The organism is Crocinitomix catalasitica ATCC 23190 (genome assembly GCF_000621625.1).
GTDB lineage: Bacteria > Bacteroidota > Bacteroidia > Flavobacteriales_D > Crocinitomicaceae > Crocinitomix > Crocinitomix catalasitica.
In genome coordinates this window covers 55,551-74,128 of record NZ_JHXV01000027.1, presented here as the reverse complement: position 1 = coordinate 74,128, position 18,578 = coordinate 55,551, and the positions used below count along the sequence as shown (strand labels likewise).

20 protein-coding genes and 2 pseudogenes are annotated in these 18,578 nt (G+C 34.3%); 2 read left to right on the top strand and 20 right to left on the bottom strand.

The features are described 5' to 3' along the window. Positions 1–280: pseudogene (locus T367_RS25055) on the top strand (hypothetical protein); the annotation flags it as partial. On the opposite strand, the gene T367_RS22615 reads toward T367_RS25055, so the two are convergent. The 17 genes and pseudogenes from T367_RS22615 to T367_RS0114895 all read right to left on the bottom strand — a co-directional run bounded on the left by T367_RS22615 (position 256) and on the right by T367_RS0114895 (position 16,038). Further along, positions 256–1,761 carry a potassium/proton antiporter gene (locus T367_RS22615; RefSeq protein WP_051568585.1) on the bottom strand — a complete coding sequence of 502 codons (1,506 nt, stop codon included), beginning with the start codon at positions 1,759–1,761 and terminating at the stop codon, positions 256–258. The pseudogene T367_RS25055 and the gene T367_RS22615 sit on opposite strands and share 25 nt — an antisense overlap. Before the next feature lie 218 nt (positions 1,762–1,979). Next, positions 1,980–2,702, bottom strand: coding sequence for a DUF4197 domain-containing protein (locus T367_RS0114970; protein WP_027420579.1), 723 nt, complete (start codon positions 2,700–2,702; stop codon positions 1,980–1,982). A gap of 81 nt (positions 2,703–2,783) precedes the next feature. Beyond that, a complete protein-coding gene (locus T367_RS0114965) occupies positions 2,784–3,803 on the bottom strand; it encodes a medium chain dehydrogenase/reductase family protein (RefSeq protein WP_027420578.1) in 1,020 nt (339 codons plus the stop codon). Positions 3,804–3,873: 70 nt separating this feature from the next. Continuing rightward, complete coding sequence (locus T367_RS0114960; protein WP_027420577.1) at positions 3,874–5,292, bottom strand: carbon starvation CstA family protein; 1,419 nt, start codon at positions 5,290–5,292, stop codon at positions 3,874–3,876. A 603-nt stretch (positions 5,293–5,895) separates the two neighbouring features. Further along, positions 5,896–6,390: a VOC family protein gene (locus tag T367_RS0114955; protein ID WP_027420576.1), complete on the bottom strand. Its 495-nt coding sequence runs from the start codon at positions 6,388–6,390 to the stop codon at positions 5,896–5,898. 75 nt (positions 6,391–6,465) lie between these two features. Further along, on the bottom strand, positions 6,466–7,281 hold the full coding sequence (locus T367_RS0114950; protein WP_027420575.1) for a helix-turn-helix domain-containing protein: 816 nt from the start codon (positions 7,279–7,281) through the stop codon (positions 6,466–6,468). 141 nt (positions 7,282–7,422) lie between these two features. Next, positions 7,423–7,722 carry a type II toxin-antitoxin system RelE/ParE family toxin gene (locus T367_RS0114945; protein ID WP_051568584.1) on the bottom strand — a complete coding sequence of 100 codons (300 nt, stop codon included), beginning with the start codon at positions 7,720–7,722 and terminating at the stop codon, positions 7,423–7,425. Then, positions 7,709–7,963, bottom strand: a complete 255-nt coding sequence (locus T367_RS0114940; RefSeq protein WP_027420573.1) for a type II toxin-antitoxin system ParD family antitoxin — start codon at positions 7,961–7,963, stop codon at positions 7,709–7,711. The genes T367_RS0114945 and T367_RS0114940 overlap by 14 nt, the downstream gene beginning before the upstream one ends. A gap of 118 nt (positions 7,964–8,081) precedes the next feature. Then, the gene (locus T367_RS0114935) at positions 8,082–8,561 is read right to left on the bottom strand and encodes a DUF4252 domain-containing protein (RefSeq protein ID WP_027420572.1); all 480 of its coding nucleotides are present in this window, start codon (positions 8,559–8,561) and stop codon (positions 8,082–8,084) included. A gap of 295 nt (positions 8,562–8,856) precedes the next feature. Next, positions 8,857–9,810: a hypothetical protein gene (locus T367_RS0114930; protein WP_027420571.1), complete on the bottom strand. Its 954-nt coding sequence runs from the start codon at positions 9,808–9,810 to the stop codon at positions 8,857–8,859. Between the two features lie 14 nt (positions 9,811–9,824). After that, complete coding sequence (locus T367_RS0114925; RefSeq protein ID WP_027420570.1) at positions 9,825–10,418, bottom strand: hypothetical protein; 594 nt, start codon at positions 10,416–10,418, stop codon at positions 9,825–9,827. A 124-nt stretch (positions 10,419–10,542) separates the two neighbouring features. After that, positions 10,543–12,843, bottom strand: coding sequence for a CAP domain-containing protein (locus T367_RS0114920; RefSeq protein ID WP_027420569.1), 2,301 nt, complete (start codon positions 12,841–12,843; stop codon positions 10,543–10,545). Positions 12,844–12,875: 32 nt separating this feature from the next. Next, a complete protein-coding gene (locus tag T367_RS0114915; RefSeq protein WP_027420568.1) occupies positions 12,876–13,502 on the bottom strand; it encodes a hypothetical protein in 627 nt (208 codons plus the stop codon). 204 nt (positions 13,503–13,706) lie between these two features. Continuing rightward, on the bottom strand, positions 13,707–13,997 hold the full coding sequence (locus tag T367_RS0114910) for a helix-turn-helix domain-containing protein (protein ID WP_027420567.1): 291 nt from the start codon (positions 13,995–13,997) through the stop codon (positions 13,707–13,709). After that, a pseudogene (locus tag T367_RS22610) lies at positions 13,994–14,269 on the bottom strand (type II toxin-antitoxin system RelE/ParE family toxin); the annotation flags it as partial. The pseudogene T367_RS22610 and the gene T367_RS0114910, both read right to left, overlap by 4 nt. Before the next feature lie 179 nt (positions 14,270–14,448). Next, positions 14,449–14,853: a DoxX family protein gene (locus T367_RS0114900; protein WP_027420566.1), complete on the bottom strand. Its 405-nt coding sequence runs from the start codon at positions 14,851–14,853 to the stop codon at positions 14,449–14,451. A gap of 9 nt (positions 14,854–14,862) precedes the next feature. Then, complete coding sequence (locus T367_RS0114895) at positions 14,863–16,038, bottom strand: FAD-dependent monooxygenase (RefSeq protein WP_027420565.1); 1,176 nt, start codon at positions 16,036–16,038, stop codon at positions 14,863–14,865. Between the two features lie 88 nt (positions 16,039–16,126). Here T367_RS0114895 and T367_RS0114890 point away from each other — a divergent pair, with 88 nt between their 5' ends. Then, positions 16,127–16,546, top strand: a complete 420-nt coding sequence (locus tag T367_RS0114890; RefSeq protein WP_027420564.1) for a winged helix-turn-helix transcriptional regulator — start codon at positions 16,127–16,129, stop codon at positions 16,544–16,546. Positions 16,547–16,551: 5 nt separating this feature from the next. On the opposite strand, the gene T367_RS24120 is transcribed toward T367_RS0114890, so the two are convergent. From T367_RS24120 to T367_RS0114875, 3 genes are all read right to left on the bottom strand, one after another. Beyond that, complete coding sequence (locus tag T367_RS24120) at positions 16,552–17,208, bottom strand: energy transducer TonB (RefSeq protein ID WP_051568583.1); 657 nt, start codon at positions 17,206–17,208, stop codon at positions 16,552–16,554. Positions 17,209–17,295: 87 nt separating this feature from the next. Then, positions 17,296–17,778, bottom strand: coding sequence for a hypothetical protein (locus T367_RS22600; RefSeq protein WP_051568582.1), 483 nt, complete (start codon positions 17,776–17,778; stop codon positions 17,296–17,298). A gap of 163 nt (positions 17,779–17,941) precedes the next feature. Continuing rightward, complete coding sequence (locus tag T367_RS0114875) at positions 17,942–18,553, bottom strand: hypothetical protein (protein ID WP_027420563.1); 612 nt, start codon at positions 18,551–18,553, stop codon at positions 17,942–17,944. Between the last annotated feature and the right edge of the window lie 25 nt (positions 18,554–18,578).

Below are 18,578 nucleotides of genomic sequence, written 5' to 3'. Positions count from 1 at the left end.
AAGAGTAAATAGAACCATTAAGTCTAATACAATTTTAAAACACTCTTATAATTCATACGACCAGATGCATAAAGATCTCTTTAATTTTATGTGTAACTACAATTTATACAGAAGACATGGCTCACTGAGAAAAGAACTTGATGTTAAAACACCAATTCAAGCAATTTATAAATGGTATCAATTAGAACCTGAAATATTTATTGTAGAACCAAAAAAGTTTGAAAATAAACTACTAAATTTACAAGACAAGATTAATCAACTTCCGTTAACAACCTTGTGAAACTTTACAGCTATAGGATACTGATTGGCCAAAGCACGACAAACCTCTTTTAAACATTCCTTATCATCTAATAGAATCACCAAGGTATCATTTGCTTCTATGATCGTGGAACCACCAGGGCGAACGTATTTCCCTTCTCGTTTGATCATTACAATAAATGCCGATTTAGGGAAATGTAAATCTACAATTCGTTTGTTCACTGCAAAACTATCGGGTAGAATTGTAAGTTCCTCCATTTCAGTTTTCGGAAAATCCGATACAAACTGTTCAAATTCGGGAAGTGGTTCAATTTTTTCAGGCAATCCTACATTCAACCATTTCGCAAAAAGGGATAAGGTTGTTCCTTGAATTAATACCGAAGTAACTGAAATAAAGAAAACGATATTAAATATCATACTTGCCTTTTCAATTCCAGCTAATAAAGGATAAGTCGCAAACACTATCGGAACAGCTCCTCTTAAACCTACCCAAGAAATATAAACCCGTCTTCTTAACTTCATTTTAAAGAAGGCTAAGCTGATAAAGACACTCAACGGTCGTGCAATTAGAATTAGGAATACTGATATCAATAATCCTATGCCCATGTACGGAATAATTTCTGAAGGGAAAACAAGTAAACCAAGCGTTAAGAAGAGTACAATTTGCATTAACCAAGCCAATCCATCAAACATCTTTAATATCGTCGATTTATGAATTAAATCTTGATTCCCTAAGTACACAGCACAGATATAAATCGATAAGAAACCATTCCCGCCAATAAAACCAGTTGCTGAAAATGTAATGAACATTAAAGCAATCACCAGAACGGGATACAATCCCTCAAACCCGAGTTTAATATTATTGATAATTAATTTGCTCAATCTACCGAAGGCAAGACCAGCAATTGCTCCCAAAATCATCTGTTGCAATAACATTGGAATGATAGACAATAATCCTTGATCTTGATTGATCACTAAGGTTAAAAAAGCAAGGGTAAGCACGTATGCCATTGGATCGTTACTTCCACTCTCCAACTCTAAAGTCGGTCGTAAATTCGTTCTTAATGCCAAATTTTTAGACCGTAAAATTGAAAATACAGCTGCCGCATCCGTTGAGGAGACGATAGAACCTAATAACATACTCTCGTATATCGTAAAATCAGTCACATACCAAACAAAGGTTCCCAGAATAGTAGCTGTGAGCAATACGCCTAAGGTAGAAAGCATTAAACCTTCCCTCAGAATGGGTTTGACGGAGGGCCAATGCGTGTCGAGACCTCCTGAGAATAGTATAAAGTTGAGTGAGACGACGCCAATAAATTGAGCCAATTTTGGATCGTCAAAACGAATTCCTACAAGTCCATCCGAACCTGCTAACATACCTATTGCTAAGAAAAGCAATAAAGTTGGGACACCAAATCTATACGAAGTTTTACCAACAACAATACTTATAAAAAGCAATAAGGAGCCAATTAACAGAATGTTTTCAATCGATAAATTCATTAATTTCTATACTTGATTTAATGTTTGCAAAAATACTATTTTCACGCTAATAATGAGCTCAAAAAAGATGTTGTTATTGCAAAAAAATCAGCAACCTTTTTGAATAGGTAAAGTACAACATACGTTTCACCAAAAAAAGAAGCGCAAATCCAATACAGGAAATGCGCTTTTAATACTTTTAGTATATGGTATTGATTTTCAATTGACCAATGCCAATCTTAACCAAATACTTTTTTCAAAAGATCTGATACACGTGCAGCAGGATCTTGTCTTATTTTTAATTCTTCTTTTGCGATTTGGACAAATAAACCATCAATAGCCTTTTGTGTAGCATAATCTACTAAATCAGGATTAATTTTTTGAACCATTGGTATTTTATTATAAGTCGTGAAAATAGTATTCCAGTTTTTCGTTGCCCCTACTTTATCTAACGACGCCTTAATGATTGGTTCGAATTTAGCTGCTAAACTAGCACGCGTTGACTCATTTAAATATTTTGTTGCGGCATCATCTTCACCCTTTAATATACTCATCGCATCCGCTATATTCATACCTTTTATAGCAGCTACAAAAATATCTTTTGCCGCTGTTGTTGCATCTTCTGCAGCTCTATTAATTGATTCAATCGTTTCATCTACTTTATCCCCTTGACCGATACTACGCAGTTTCGACTCTACAACACTTGCTTCTTCTGGCAATGGAATTTTAACAGACAAATCCTTATAGAATCCATCGGGTTTTGAAAGTTGATCAACTCCTTTTTCAACACCTTTGGTCAATGCTTCTTTTAACCCTGCACCAATCTCTTCTTGACTTAAGCCAGTTGATGTATTTGATTCTAATTTTTCACCAACAGTCTTTTTAAGTTTGTCAAATTGTGCCATTGATGTGAAAGTTCCTAAAAGAACTGTTGCTATGGTAAGATAAATTGCTTTGTTCATGTTTGTCGTTTTTGTATTGTTTTAAGGTAATCAATAACCTTGCCTAAGTTGATTTGCCTCCTTTGGAATGGTAAACGAAACTTATGCTTCTTTATTAACTGTGAGTACAATTTTTCCTATAATCGCTGCAGATTCAACTAATTTATGTGCTTCGGCAGCTTGACTGAAATCCATTATTTTTCCAATTTCCGGTCGAATTTTATGTGTGGCCAATAAGTTAAATAATGCCTGCATATCCGCTTTAAACCAATCGTTTTGTTTTTGATGCCAATCACTGATGATATAGAAATTTGCATTTGGTTTGGTCGGCAATAAATTCCAAAATTTAACCTTCATAAAATCTAGAATTACATTCCCCCCGTTCCCACTTGCCGCACTTTGATAGCCAAAACCAACCAGTGTTCCTCTTTTTTTAAGCACTTTTAAAGAGCGTGGAAAATAGTCTCCGCCAATTGGATCGAAAACAGCATCAATTCCATTCGGCTCATCTTTTTTTAATCTTTCTAAAAAATCTTCGTGCTGATAATCGATCGGAATGCCGCCTTCTGCCTGAATAAAATCATGTTTCCCTTTTGACGCCGTTCCGTACATTTTAAGGTTCATTAATTTTCCTAATTGTAACATTGCTGTTCCCACAGCTCCTGAACAAGCATGAATCAATATTGTTTGCCCTTCTTTAACTTTTGCCGAGCGGTGTAGCATTTGGTAAGCCGTCAAATAAGTTAAAATCAAACTTACGGCTTCTTCGTTTTTTAATCCGTCGGGAACAGGAACAACTGTTTTTGCATTTAAACAGATATATTGGGAATACGCTCCAATTACAGTAAGTTCAGCAATTTTCTGGCCTTTCTTGATATGCGTGACACCTGCCCCAACCTTGTCAACGATTCCAATTAAATCGTATCCTGGAGAGAATGGTGGTTTCACTTTAATACCCAGGTAATTCCCTCTTCGAATTAAAGTATCAGTAAAAGCGGCACTTGTGCATAATACTTTCACGCGCACTTCCCCAGGTTTTGGTTCTGGCAAAGATGGTTCAGTAATCATTTTAAGGACTTCTGGTCCACCAAATTTTGTAATCACAATCTTTTTGAACTCCATTTAGGCCTTTAATTTATTTGAACGATTAAAATCAGTACTAAATATCTATAATTCTAGCCATTTTGGAGCATTATGCCTCCACTAATTTTTTTCTTTTTTTCATCACAACAAAAAACAACGCAGTGATTAATAAGGCAAAACAAAGCCCAATCCATGTTGCAGTTGAAAGACCTAAACCAAAGCCGATATTTGGATCGAAAAAGATATAAGTACAGATGACCGAAGTGATAAAAAATGCAGGAATCATCGCGATTAAATAATGCGTATTTTTCGAATAAAGATATACAGCCCCTATCCACAAAGCAATAGATGCAGTGACTTGATTTGCCCAAGAGAAATAGCGCCACAATAATTGAAAATCCATATTCGTTAAAATATAAGAGACGATAAATAAAGGTATCGCAACTTTGAATCTATTTGCCAATCGTTTTTGATCTATTTTAAGATAATCTGCAATGATCATTCTTGCTGCTCTAAAAGAAGTATCGCCTGAAGTAATTGGTAGCACAATTACACCTAAAACAGCGATCGTTCCACCAACAGTTCCTAAAAATGTAATCGCTATTTTATTGACAACAGCTGCTGGACCTCCACTTTCTAATAGCACACTCAAACTTTCTCCATTCATTAAACTCATTGCTGCAGCTGCCCAAATCATGGCAATAATAGCTTCAAGAATCATCATTCCATAAAATACTTTTCTACCATCTTTTTCATTGTCGATGGTACGTGAAATAATTGGTGATTGTGTGGCATGGAAACCGGACAATGCACCACAGGAAATGGTTAGGAAGATGACGGGATAATAAGGAATGCCTTTGGGATGTAAATTTTCTAAGGTTAATTCTGGAATGGGATTCCCGTATAAAAACATACCAATGCAAATACCAATCGCACTAAGAATCAATAAAAAACCTAAAATCGGATATACCTTACCAATGACTTTATCTATTGGCAGAACGGTTGCGATGATATAATAAGCGAAAATACAGAAGACGATGATGGTGATAAAACTGCCATCTGGTGTGATTAATTCATTGATCATTTTTGCTGGAGCGGTAACGAATACTGTTCCGACTAATACGAGGAGTAATAATGTGAAAAAATTGACAATGTGACTGAATGATTTCCCTAGGAATTTAGAGGCCAATGCGGGCAAATGTGCTCCACCATTTCGGGTAGAGATCATGCCCGTTAAATAATCATGTACTCCGCCAGCGAATATAGCGCCGAATACAATCCATAAAAAAGCAGAAGGACCATATAAAGCGCCTAAAATCGGACCAAATATTGGACCGACTCCTGCAATATTTAAGATTTGAATAAAAGCATTTCTATTACTTTTCATCGGAACAAAATCGACACCGTCTTCTAGGGTATGTGCAGGTGTTTCCTTATTAGCATCGGATTTAAATGTGCGATCTACAAATTTGCCGTAAATAAGATAACCAAGTATCAATAATACAATAGCGGAAATGAATGTAATCATCTTTATCGTGTTTTAATAGGGTTGATTTATTGTAGACAAATAGTAAGATTCTTGCACTTATTCATTTCATCTATTCACCCAAAGTTAACATCCGCTTTTTGTAAATGATTAAATTTTGTCATGTTTATCGCTAAATTGATATATAAAAAATCACCTAATTCTCATTCATGAAGTTATGCATTGCTGCGACATATCAAGTTTAAATTAAAAGCATACAGTTATTTCATACCTCAACGCTAAAGTAATACGATAGCCCAGCACTTTAGCTTAAAACATAATATTTAAGCGACAATATAGGTCGTTATCATTCATAAAAAAACCGCATAAGTATATCTATTTAACACTAAGTCTATTCTTTATTGAAGAATTGGAGGCATTTGTGATGATTCTGAGCTCATTTCTAGTTAAACATTTTGCAGAAATCAATTTAAGCAAGGCCGGAAATTATTTTTTTTAGCGATTAATAAAGCGGTCAATGAAAACAATATCTCCTATCATACATACTGTTCATACCGGTGTTGCTAGATGATATGACGACCATATTTTTCAACATGTTTAGGTTCTATATCAAACAATTCCAACTACTTTAAATCTCCCTTATTTCTAATTCGGAGAATTTAACCCCAACTTATTGCCTTCGGTATCTAAAAACAAAGCAAAGAATCCACTTTCGTCTGCATGTGCGGTTTTAGGAAGAATGATTTGCCCTCCGCTGGCTTCAACTTTATCAAGTATGGATTGAAGGTCGTCTCCCCCGTTTAAATAAACGGTCACTCCATCGGCTGTTGGTTGATACCCTTCTGCTTGCATGATAACACCTGTCACAACTTGATCTTCATATGGAAAAATGCCCATTTTCATATCTGGCATTTCCATCTGTTCGATATTAATATTCAAAATGCTTTGGTAAAATTTAATGGCTCTTGAAATATCTGTTGCTGGAATTTCAAAAAGAGAAACATGGCTTTTCATATCGTTTTTGTTTTGTTTGACATCAGAATGAACAGCCTCTTCGCGATCAGCTCCCCTGTTTTGATTGTTACAACTCAAATTAATCACGGCTAGTAATACGATTGCGAAAGAAATTGTCTTCTTCATTTTATTCAGTTTAGTTTAACAATACAAATATACCTGACCTTTTTACCGTAAAATTGTACAAATGCGACAAGTCGCCTATTTATAGAAAAGCGAAGAAAGTGTCATGTTTTCATTCCCTAAAAATTCCTTTGGATTGATGCCTGTAAACTCCTTAAAGTCTTTGATAAAATGAGCTTGATCGAAATAGCCACTTTCATAAGCGATTTCCGTCAATTTTTCCTCCTTTTTATTCAATAACATTTTCAATGCAGTTTGCAATCGAATGACTTTTCCCATTTGTTTTGGACTCACGCCGATTTGCTTCACAAAGTTCCTTTCTAATTGCCGCCGTTTGGATAAATCGGCTTGCAGAATTGAACTGATTGACGCACTTCCATTTGATGCTAAAAGCGCATCAATGGTCGACTTTACAATCTTGTTCATCGTTGCTTCTTCATTCATTTTATCTAAGAGAAAATCTTCTATAATCCTGATCCGCTCTGCGCTGTTTGTTGCTCGAATTATTTTTTGCTCCAATTCATTAGCTACCTCACGATCGAATAAGTTGTGAATGGGTGTTTCTTTATTCGCTAAGTCTTTTAACGGCGTATTGACGAAGTTCGCAAAACCATAAGGGTAAAAACGAATGGCAAATGTATTGACATAACCTGTCGGCTCAATATAAAACGGCTCAATTGTTTGGCCCAAAACCATTGCTCGCGGTTGAATGATATAATCCTCGTTTGTAGTGTATCGTTTGATGTCATCACCGAGTATAAAAGCCATTTCAATTGTACCGTCCGGAATAATTCTTTGTTTTTGGGCATCGGCGTCAGCGGGAACCTCTAAAGTCCAATAGCAACTGATAAGGGCCGCTAAATCGGCGCTTGGTTGAAAGGTTTGATAATTCATTTTAGTCGTTGATGATTGACTAAAAATAACATTTTCAGCTTAGTTGGCATTCTTTTAAGATCAAATCATAAGTTTTTGTTGTGGTATCTTCTTTGCCCAAATACAAGAAACATATTTTCGAATTCTTTTTTCCATTAACAACTACTTCAACTTATTTTCAATATCCATCTTTTCATGAAGTACACGAATAACTTCTACCGTTTTAGTCGTTTTTTCAATCTTATAAAAAATGAAATGAAGTTTAATTTTTGTTCTAAAGTAGCCTTTTCTAATCCCTCCATAATCAGTTCCATTTTCAGGTTTACAAGCTATAAGTTCAATTTCTTCAAAAATTTGATTTAGATACCTGTCGGCTTGTTCAACAGACCAACTTTTAACAGTGTAAACCCAAATTTTCTCTAGATCTTTTCTTACCTCAAAAGATATCTTATACCTCCCCACTAGTATGCTTATTGTGCAATGAATTTAAAAATTCTTCTTGATCAAAATTTTCTATAAATCCTGAATTTTCTCCTTTTTTTAATGCTGCAATCAATTCTTTTTTCTTGTTCTCTTCTTCTTCGAACATTCTAAGAGCCGCTCTCACTACCTCACTTGCAGATGAATATCTTCCTGTTGTGATTTGCTTTCTGATAAAATCATTGAAATAATCCCCTAATAATATTGAAGTGTTTTTTGCCATAACAAACGATTTAAACAAATATACCAATTCCTGGTATTATTTACAATACGTTTAAATTAAAGTTGCATCTTTTAATTCATAACATGAGGAATATGTTTACCAGACCAATTCAGACATATTAGCGAATTTCCTCGGACAATGACGGTAACCATTCTAAATGTTTTTGGGTTAATTTTCCCCTACCAATCATTAAAATAAATTGAGTTTTTGTTTGTACAACAACAAATAATCTGCGGACCAAGCCGTTTTCTTTTACGCCATATACAGAAATGCTTCTTGTTCCTTCAACTTTATCCAGTAATAATTGATAGTCTCCTTTTGAAGAAATAGCTTGCTGTGCATACCGTTTGATTTTATTTTGATCACCATAAAAATTCAAATACCGTAGGCTGGTCATAGATTTCAAGACTTCTATTGCCTCAGGATAGTCTTCATCAACCAATTGAGCAGCAGCTTTTGGAGGTACTATTTTAGCCTCCATTTTATGATCGTTTTTATGTGCTTTATAATAATCAAGTATGGGATGAGCATTCAACTGAAGACAGAGAATTAAAGCGAATAAAGTGGTTGAAAGATGCTTTATTGTTATGGTTTTCATGGTTGGTGGTTTTCGTTTTGTCAAAATATAACGAACCACATGCTGAATGTTACTTATCGTGTACATAAGACTACGAATCTCCTAAAAATAAATTTTTAATTTGATAGAATATAATGAACTAAAATCGGAACGGAGATATTAATCTGAATTTAATACAAATCATGGGTAAAGGGTTTAAAACCTTCCAATTGTGGCAATGGTCTAATCAAAACCTCTTCCTCAATTTGTCTTATTGAGGGCATTCTTTAAAATTAATGATAATGTTGAACTTAAATGATAGCAGATATACTATTGACTATTTCGTTTTTAATAATGCCTCCGATTTTACTAGCAATTGCTCAATTCGCTCTTCTTTTTCCTTTAAGGCTTTTCTACCTAACCCGGTATCTTCTTGATTGTATAGGTAGACTAATTCATTATAGTAGAATATACCAAAATTATAATTTAAAGTGCTATCGTCTGGAACGATAATTAATGCGCGCTCATAAAGCTCTTCGGTAAAATAAAACAACTCATTTGAATGATCTCCTTTTCGAACTTTTTCTACCTGCTCAATTCGATTTTGATATACTTGCGCCATTAGCTCTTCAAAACGATATTGATTATTTGCCGCTTTTGCCAATGTTACCCAATCGGTTAATTTAATCAGGAGTTTTTCTTCTGAATCAATTGATATAAACGGTTGATAAAGGTTCAAAACCATTTTATTATAGAATAGATTTGATTTAGAATTACTGAATACATTCGTTTCATTGTGAAAGCGATCATCTAATAAATCATAAAGCCAAACTTTATAATTTAATACAGACGCTAAATCATTGGTGTTTACAGCTAAAGGATCTTCATCCAAATAAATAGCAAATAGCTTAATCATTAAACCGTCTGAAAGCCTTGGCTTTAAAATAGACAAAAGCAAATAGGTTTCTTCAAGCTTCTTTTTCAATCCGGCAGACTCATCTCCATGAATCTTCTGAAGATCCTCAATATTCTTCAATTCCTTAGCCTTAATTTCATAAAACGAAGACGAATCAACGAGTACCATTTGTTTTAATTCAGTTGATAAAAACATATCGGCCAACTCAATTTTTTCCTTCAACAATGTCGAACAATTATCATCACATGTTTTCCCGAAAATTTTTGGTATCTCTGCAATACTACTTGCAATTAATTCGTTTTTTGCATTGGTTTGTGACCAAGAATGAATCGTGCAATGACCAAGTGCAAGTATCAATATTATTAGTTTAAACATTACCCTTATCGAATTTAATACAAATCATGGGTAAAGGGTTTAAAACCTTCTAATTGTGGCAATGGTCTAATCAAAACCTCTTGCTCAATTTGTAAGATAATCTCGTGGGAATTGAGAATCTCTTTTTGTTTGGTATATCGTCCCGTCAACAGGTCGAATTCTACCTCTGTAATATGTTTGCCATCCCAATTCACATAAGAAAAGTCAACCAATTCAAAAACACCATCTTTTAAGACAAAAGTATACCTAGAATTGCCCTCAATATAAAAATCCAATAATAAATTTCCGTCCTCTAAATAAACATCTGGTATTTGACTCCCATTATGCTCTCCGTTCAATTCGGCAGGATACATAGGCGTTATCATCTCTACAGATGAAAAAAACAATTCATAATCACCATTAGGTTGACCAAAAAAGATTTGCAATTTCAAAGGTCTTGTATCGTTTACGGTATCCGTGGAAATAATTGCCAGATCAAGTATACCGTCATTATTGACATCCCCTAGCGAGTGTCTGATTAGACAATTAAAATTTTCTACAGTTTTTGTCTGTTGTGCATAGACACTGCTAAAAATTAAAATGCTTAGGATGGTGATCGTTCTTTTCATAATGGGCCTTGTAATTCAGTAAACGGAATTGATGACCTAAAGGTAAGTGATTGTTTTTTAAATGCTGAATGGTTGAAGGATAAAAGCGATGTATAGCATAATCACGTACTAATGTACTTTCCGTTTATTCACATTTCGAACAATACAAGGTTTTGAGGACAGGATCTCTGAGTATTTGAAAATCTTGATTGACCCAATTACACCAGCGTTGCTGATTCATTGACATTGCCTTTTCGTGGACACGTCTGTAGTCACGATCATCCTTATGCACATTGTAAAAGTACATGGTTTGCGCTAAAATGAATAATCCATCCTCGTTGAATTCATTGGCCTTAAATCTTTTCATTAATACTTGAGTTGTTAAATCATAACGACTCCAACTATTGAAAAACAGACATAGATCAACCTCATCTTCAAGGGTAAGATTATGATTCTCAAAATAATTTACGATATAATCAAAAGACTTTGTAATATTTACGCCATCATTTATTTGACCGAAATACTGTATAGCTGTCAAATGAAGGTTTAAAGCCAACTCAGGACTTATATCTTTAATTATAAATTTATTGATTCTAGCTGGGTGAATTACATTTGACAACCTTTCTGAAGGCAGGTCCCATATTGACAAGAGTTCTTTACCTATAAGTGTATACAAATGTAAAATGTTTGCAAGTGCCTCAAGCGAAATCTCATCCTCCCTTACTATCCAATTGTTTATAAATGCTGTTGTCTTAAAAAGATTTTCCTCATATATTCTGGCATAAATTGCGGCAGCATTTTGTACAAGTTGCGCTTCCTTTTTTAGTGCTTCAAAAATGAATCCTTCAAAAAATATTGCCGGTTCATCTATGGTTGTTTGATAAATTTCGTAAAGCGCCCTGTTTGCTAGATCAAAATCTTGCATTGTAATTGCCGTTCTTAAATTTAATGCACCTTTTTGAAAATCTGAAGCCGAATCGGATAGTTCACCCTTATAATTTATCGTCGCAAAAGATTTTCTTTGCTCGAATAGTAGCGAGTCCCACGGTAACAATTCATTTTGATTAATAATTAGCGCCTTTACAGAATCATTAGACAAATTCAATAGGTCATCAGCGAATAGATATTTAAATTGAAAACGCATTTCTTTCCAGTTTTCACTTGCTAAAACATGAATCAATGAATCATTTATGCGTACCGAACTTTGAATATTGTTTTTGATTTTTTCACCCCGCACATCATGTAAAATTGCATTCTTCTCACTATCGCCTTCAACAGAAGTGTGACAAGTGATATGGACGGAATGTACATCAAAGGGCTGATCAATTATAATAGGATAATCGATTGGTGTTTGTTTACCTCGATTGAAGTTGTAAATTATTTCCTGAGATTTAACAATTCCAGACTGCTGCAAAATCGCATCTTGTGGATTAACAAGAACTGGTTCTATTGGACGCAATTCGTACTTTTTTGAAGGAATATAAGAAGGGACAAGGTATTTACATTTTTTGCCATCTCTGATTAATACAATTGAAGCAACATAAGTATTGTACGGAATATTTTCAGGTATGACACCAATTGTTGTTATTAATCTATGTACGTTTTCTGCGCTATTTTTAGCGAGTAATTCTTTTCTATAAACAGGCTTGAGTAGAATTCCATCATGGACCTCCGAAATATCTAATCGATTAGGTTGACCACATAAAAATTGGTCCCTGCTTACAATATCAACAGCAATACCGTCATTTGGTCCCGGAAAAATCTCATCAAAATAACTTTGATTATGATAGTATAAAACAACCTCATTGCCTTCAATTTTTAAACTATTGCCCATATTGGCAACGATATTTGAAAATGCTCCATATACAGCACTACAATCGCCAATATATTCCTCAATACCGAATGAATTTGACGTAATTTGACCAGTTATTTTCGCTCCCCTACTCCCAAAAACTTGAGTCGCAAATACGACATCTCTCTTCTTGCCAATTGAAAATCCGAAATCACCATATTTATACGCTGCGTTTATCATATTCGCATAATGTAAAGGCGACTTTTTCCATAATAAGAACATCGATGCTGCAAGTTCTTTAATCTGTTTATTATTCAAAGGGAACGCTTGTTCCGCCGAATGCAAAACATTTTCTCCCACAATTTCAAAATCATTTCCTCCGTATTTCTCTACTCTTTTATCAGGTGTCGCGACATTCGATTTTTTTTGGTCATGGGTAATTTCATCTATGCTTGCCATATAATCACTTTGATTTTGTGCAGCCTTAGCTAAAGTATCACTCAATAAGAGAGGTGTTAATCCCAATGAAATCCGAAGTTGATTGACGTGACTGGCCAATTCTTCACGCAATAGGTTATTGTCTTTTTCAGACATTTGACTGAAAGCGGATAAATGGATGGCCAATAAAAAGAAAATTGAAAGAATTTTAAACATGTATTTATCTATCACTGTGCTTGTACCTGGTTCTAATAAGTCAATTGATAATCATAAAACGATTTCCATTCTGCTATATTATTAAAACTTTCCAAATCCCAAATATTCGAGCTTGATAATTCAAACTTTTCAATAGAAACGGCATCGTCTTCAGCACAACTGAGATTTGTAATAGTACCGCTTATTTTATTCGCGGTGAGCAAACCTTCGAAAGTGAAGATATGTACGACGGATTGTTCCCAATATTTATAGGATTTATTTTGTTTGGTCCAAACTTTAAAATATAAACTGTCATTGATTGATGAACCTAACATTATTGGACCACTTCTATTTGGTTCTAGATCCCCTTCATAAACATTTAAGAAACCTATCATTTCATTTTCAACCTCCCACATCATTAATGCATAACCATAAGTATGCTCTTCGGTTTGTTTTAAATTTTCAAAGAGTCCTATTAATTCAACTGGAGAATCATCATCACCGTTCATTCCAATGTTTTCTACAGCAAAATCACAATCATCATTTTCCGGAACAAGTATTGGCGCTGGCTCAGGAATAATTTCTTTTGTTTCAACGATTGTCGGCGGATTGATTTCTTCAGCACAAGCATAAAAAAATAGGAGCGAAGTAAGGATTAGTATTGCTTTTATTTGACGCATTCTTAGATGGGATTTTGTTGGATGTGATCTAAATATACTATTTCTCTATTGATTGATAGAATTGCAAGGTTAAAAATGGAGAAAATGCAATGGGTGGTTGGGGGAGTGTTTAGGGGAGTTAGCGTTAACGGTTGAGCAAAATTAGCATTTATGTTGTCGGCTCGCCTTGGGCGGGCTGATATTAATTTGGTGTTTTAATGTGTTTTAAATATCAATTTCAATCCTTACCTTTCCGCCTAATCCTTTTTCTACAATGTCATAGAGGGTTTTTAAGGTTAAATTACTTCCGTTGTTTTCAACACGAGAAATGTAGGTTCTTTTCTTGTCTATTATATCACCGAGTTCTTGCTGAGTTAAATGTTTTTTTTCTCTTGCTTCACGTAAAATAAGCCCAATTTTAAACGACTGCGTATCACGTTCAAGTTGATCCCGTCTAGGTGTACCTTTTTTTCCGTACACTTCATCTTTGATATTTTTCCAGTTTTTTCTTGTCATTTTTTCTTGTCTTTTTCAGCGAAGTATTCTGCCATTAAACTTATTGCTTTATTCAATTCCTTCTTCGGTGTTTTTTGAGTTTTTTTCGCGAATCCATTCAAAAGAATTACGAGTTTACCTTTGTCAAAAAAACAAAATACCCTCCAAATATTTGAACCAAGTTTAATTCTGGCTTCGTAAAGTCCGTTGGTTCCGGTTAAAGCTTTTAAGTAATTGGTTGGAATACGTTCGTAAGTTTCTATAATCTCAATTACTTTGAAGATTTTGTCTTGACCTTTCTCAGGCTACTTCAACAAAAACTTTTCAAAATGACCATTATATGGAATAACTTCTCGGACTTTCTTTTCCATACAGTGTAAAGGTAACTTATAAGTTACTTTAAGTCAAGAAAAATTGAAATGTATTGATTAAAGGGATGATAAAATCCACTCCTTCTACATTGAGATTAACTCTAATTCGCAATGACCTTTTCGCCGTTAAAAATCAATAATAAGGCACCAATGATTGTAATATTTTTCATGAACGAAACCATTTCAACTTGCTGGGCCATCATTTCTAATTCTGTTTCGATTGGATAATTCCAAAAGTCATGAAAAATAAATGTTACCGGTATCATAAATATTAACAGCAAAACTGTGCCAATTTTAGTTTTAAAGCCCGTTATTATTGATAATCCTCCTATAACTTGGAATAAAATTGCAATAACTAAGAAAAAAGAGGTAAATACCATATTGTGATTTTCCATATATGAAATGGTTTTATCCCAATCTCCGATTTTACTCAATCCACTTGCAATAAATATTAAACTGAATAGCACTCTCCCTATTCTATTGATATATTTTTGTGTTTTCATCATTTATATTTTTTAATTAGGTAAGTCTTTAGCCCATAGTTTTGCAATATTTTGAGCCGCTGTTGTATAATTTGTATGCATCGCGTTCTCATTTCTTTGCTTGCAGAATTGTTCATTCGTATTAAATAATGATTGGGCCAATTCTCTCCCGGCCATTGCAATGGTTGTTGTTTTTTGGAATCTTATTTTTTGGAATGTTTCAAATGCATCTGCTGTCGTTTTTGATGTCGATAAGATCGAAGTAAAATGCCAAGCATCCTCGATGGCTTGACACGCACCTTGTTCTGATGTTGGCAAAGCAGCATGAGCAGCGTCTCCAATTAAGCAGACATTGTTTTTATACCATTTGGAAATAGGATGCTGATCGTAGACCTCGATGTATTTGATATTTTCATCAGCCGTCAAGCTGATTACTTCTTTAATTTTTGGCGACCAATGCCCAAATATTTCTAATAATTGTTCCTTATTGTCTTCTTCTTTTAGCGCAGCATTTAAAGGCAATGATTTACCGCCGGCCCAATAACCTTTGTATTTATTGATCGGCACAATTCCAAAACGTTCGCCACAACCCCAGAAGTCCATCACATTATTTGCCGAGAATAGCGGTTGGTCACTCTCAATTATACCAATCCAATTCACAAAGTTTTGATAGACCGGCGTATTGATTTCATTCACATATTTTCGCGCGATCGAATTCATTCGCCCGTCTGCTCCAATGACAATTTCTGCATGAATTTCATCTTGGTTTTGGAACGATATGCCTATTTCTTTTCCATGATCTATCAATTGCAAAACGTGATGGTTATAATGAATTAGGAGCTGCAACTCTTCAACTTTTGTGGTCAGTATATTTTGTAGATCAACCCTGCTAATCGCATAACTCGTGGAACCTATATCTGCATTAATATTTTTGACATCTATAGCACCTAAAAACGCCCCTTTTTCTGTCCATCGTTGCATCTCTTTTATTTTTCCTCCGCATTTTTCAATTGCAGACAAAAGGTTTATGCGGTCAAGAATTTTACTAGCATTGGCCCATAGAACAACCCCAGCCCCTAATGCAGAAGCTGTATCCCTTCGTTCGTAAATGGAGATATTTTTAAAGCCTTTTTGGTGCAGGGCTATCGCTGTGGTTAATCCACCTATCCCCGCTCCTAGTATTGCTATTTGCGCATTTTTATCAATCATTTTGAACTTGACTTTATTTATTATTACTTTTGTTTTCCAAGCAAAACTATATAATAACTTTGATTTTCCAAGTAATAATTAAATAAATATGCCTCAAAAATTCAGATCGACTTGTCCAATCAGTTCAGCATTAGATATAATTGGCGATAAATGGTCGCTACTTATCATACGAGATATGATGTTTTCAGGAAAGCGAACCTATACGGAATTCAATAATTCAAGTGAAAAAATATCAACAGACATCCTTTCCAGTCGTTTGGTAAAACTGAATGAGTTAGACATCATTACGAAAGGCAAAATTCCGGGGAATAAAAAAACTAATATATACACACTGACTCAGAAAGGCAGAGAATTGTTGCCCATCCTACTAGAAATTGCACAATGGAGTGATACTAATTTGAATGATCATTTGGAGGATGGAGCCAAACTATTTGTAAATAAATTCAAGTCCAACAAACCCGAATTCATTCAAAATATGTATGGGCTTTTTGAAATGAGGGACCGTTAAATTGCCTACCCTAATCTAAAATTAACGGGCATCACAAATTCTGTATGCACTGGCTTGCCATCGATATAACTTGGTACCCATTCGTCAGGTATTTTTTTAATCACCCGAATTGCTTCTTTATCTAAAACTTCTGATGCGCCTTTCACTACTTTATGATTCACTGCTTTGCCGTCAACTGTTATTTCAAAATATACATAAACCATTCCCACCTCGCCATTTTCAACCGCTGAAGGCGGGTATACTACGTTTCGCTGTATGACCAATGCCATTGCTCTTTCACCACTAATAAATGCCGGTGGAGAATCAACTTTGGCATTTATTCTAACACTATCAATATGCACATATTGACTATCTGCTTCATCTCCCGAATTAAAATATTCTAACTTATTTGTCGTATAGTTATATTTTTGAATGACCTCTCCATTCCATGTATAAGAAGTCCAAACACTGTCCTTCTCATTCTGCTGATAATAACCTTTCATAAAAAGATTTTTATTGGAATCATATAACGCAAATTCTCCGTGCCTGACAGACTTATCAGATTTTAAAACGGTGTATTTTTCAGTATAACCATCATCAACCTTTTGAGATATATTTTTGAGTTTTTGTGCATTCAAGTTTACGGCAAAAATCAGACAAACAATTATTAAGGTATATTTCATAGATTAGGTTTTAATTTAGATTGAATAAAGTTGAGCTCTCACAAGGTTAAAGACTTAGCGCTAAAGTAAATATTTTTTATTTACTCGTTAAAAATCTGTCATTTTTCCAATTTTTACGCCTTCTGCTTTTGTGAAAACAACCTCACGAACGAAGTCCATATCTCCCCAAAGGTATGTGTTGCCTTTTAAACCTTTCGTTGTTCGCATTCGTCTATTCAGTCTTGAAATTTCTATTTCTGTCGCTTTCCTTTTCGCCCCTAATTCACCATAAAGTCTAATTGCCGGATAAGCACTAAATTTAAGTTTATAAAGCGCTTTAATCCAGAACCATTTATTGCTATTGACGCCTAAAACGCAGATGTTTTTATTTATTTTTGCGTTTTTCGGGATTTTTTTGGGGAATTTCTCGAAATAAAATCCTGTTTGATCTTTATTTAAAAATAGTGTTCCTATTGGCGTTACAGTTGGATTATTGTCTATGTCGACCGAGGCAATTGAAACGCCCAAACTTGATTTAAAACTTAAATTAAAATGATTTTTAATCAGTTGCCAATTTTCTTTTATGTCCATTTTATATTGATTTAGTAGACCTCACAAAACACTTAAAAAATCGGAACAAATCATTTGATTCACACCGATGTATTCTTCATGAATTAAAAACTCAACGTTTCACAGTCTTCGTGTAGCAATAATTCAACTTTCTCAGGATGTTTTAAATCGTTAAAGTCCTCATTTATTCTCCAATCATTATATTGTATTCTATGGGAATATCTACTCCATTAAAACCATTGGTTAGTCCGTAAAATATAACCAAGGTTAAAACGATACCTGAAATCAAAATTCCATACGACTGATTGACTGGACTTATTCCAAAAATTTTACTTTTCATTTTTTTAGAATGTACCGCTGCGATATGTCCATAAAAAGAAATAATTGCAAGTCCGTAATAAGGAATAAAAAATAAATTCAAAGGGAAAGTATTTAGTCCAGCAACACCAAAATAATAGTTGGTATCTAAGTTCAAAATCAATCGACCAATGAAAACGGCACTTAAATGAAATAAAAGGAAAATGGCTAGATAAAGACCTGACCACATTTGGATTTTATCAAAAAAAACAGTTTTTGTCTTCCGTTTCTTTAAAAACAATTTAATCCCTGAAATAATTTGTATTGCAATGGCAAAAAGTAATATGGTTTCAGCTATTACATTCCTATAAATAATTCTTAAATCGTGCATCAACTCAATATGTGCATTCGCACCAAATAGGCTGAACAAATGATTGAACAAGTGCATTACGACAAATGTCGTGATCGTTATTCCTGAGATATAATGGATGCGTTTCATCTTTTTTTACAAATTTGATATTAAA

Coding starts and splice junctions, on each gene's coding strand:
- T367_RS0114895 (WP_027420565.1), bottom strand. CDS start 16,038: ATGATTGATAAAAATGCGCAAATAGCAATACTAGGAGCGGGGATAGGT.
- T367_RS0114970 (WP_027420579.1), bottom strand. CDS start 2,702: ATGAACAAAGCAATTTATCTTACCATAGCAACAGTTCTTTTAGGAACT.
- T367_RS22615 (WP_051568585.1), bottom strand. CDS start 1,761: ATGAATTTATCGATTGAAAACATTCTGTTAATTGGCTCCTTATTGCTT.
- T367_RS22600 (WP_051568582.1), bottom strand. CDS start 17,778: ATGGACATAAAAGAAAATTGGCAACTGATTAAAAATCATTTTAATTTA.
- T367_RS0114950 (WP_027420575.1), bottom strand. CDS start 7,281: ATGAATTATCAAACCTTTCAACCAAGCGCCGATTTAGCGGCCCTTATC.
- T367_RS0114900 (WP_027420566.1), bottom strand. CDS start 14,853: ATGATGAAAACACAAAAATATATCAATAGAATAGGGAGAGTGCTATTC.
- T367_RS0114965 (WP_027420578.1), bottom strand. CDS start 3,803: ATGGAGTTCAAAAAGATTGTGATTACAAAATTTGGTGGACCAGAAGTC.
- T367_RS0114960 (WP_027420577.1), bottom strand. CDS start 5,292: ATGATTACATTCATTTCCGCTATTGTATTATTGATACTTGGTTATCTT.
- T367_RS0114925 (WP_027420570.1), bottom strand. CDS start 10,418: ATGAAAAGAACGATCACCATCCTAAGCATTTTAATTTTTAGCAGTGTC.
- T367_RS24120 (WP_051568583.1), bottom strand. CDS start 17,208: ATGAAATATACCTTAATAATTGTTTGTCTGATTTTTGCCGTAAACTTG.
- T367_RS0114890 (WP_027420564.1), top strand. CDS start 16,127: ATGCCTCAAAAATTCAGATCGACTTGTCCAATCAGTTCAGCATTAGAT.
- T367_RS0114940 (WP_027420573.1), bottom strand. CDS start 7,963: ATGGCAAAAAACACTTCAATATTATTAGGGGATTATTTCAATGATTTT.
- T367_RS0114930 (WP_027420571.1), bottom strand. CDS start 9,810: ATGTTTAAACTAATAATATTGATACTTGCACTTGGTCATTGCACGATT.
- T367_RS0114875 (WP_027420563.1), bottom strand. CDS start 18,553: ATGAAACGCATCCATTATATCTCAGGAATAACGATCACGACATTTGTC.
- T367_RS0114915 (WP_027420568.1), bottom strand. CDS start 13,502: ATGCGTCAAATAAAAGCAATACTAATCCTTACTTCGCTCCTATTTTTT.
- T367_RS0114935 (WP_027420572.1), bottom strand. CDS start 8,561: ATGAAAACCATAACAATAAAGCATCTTTCAACCACTTTATTCGCTTTA.
- T367_RS0114910 (WP_027420567.1), bottom strand. CDS start 13,997: ATGACAAGAAAAAACTGGAAAAATATCAAAGATGAAGTGTACGGAAAA.
- T367_RS0114955 (WP_027420576.1), bottom strand. CDS start 6,390: ATGAAGAAGACAATTTCTTTCGCAATCGTATTACTAGCCGTGATTAAT.
- T367_RS0114920 (WP_027420569.1), bottom strand. CDS start 12,843: ATGTTTAAAATTCTTTCAATTTTCTTTTTATTGGCCATCCATTTATCC.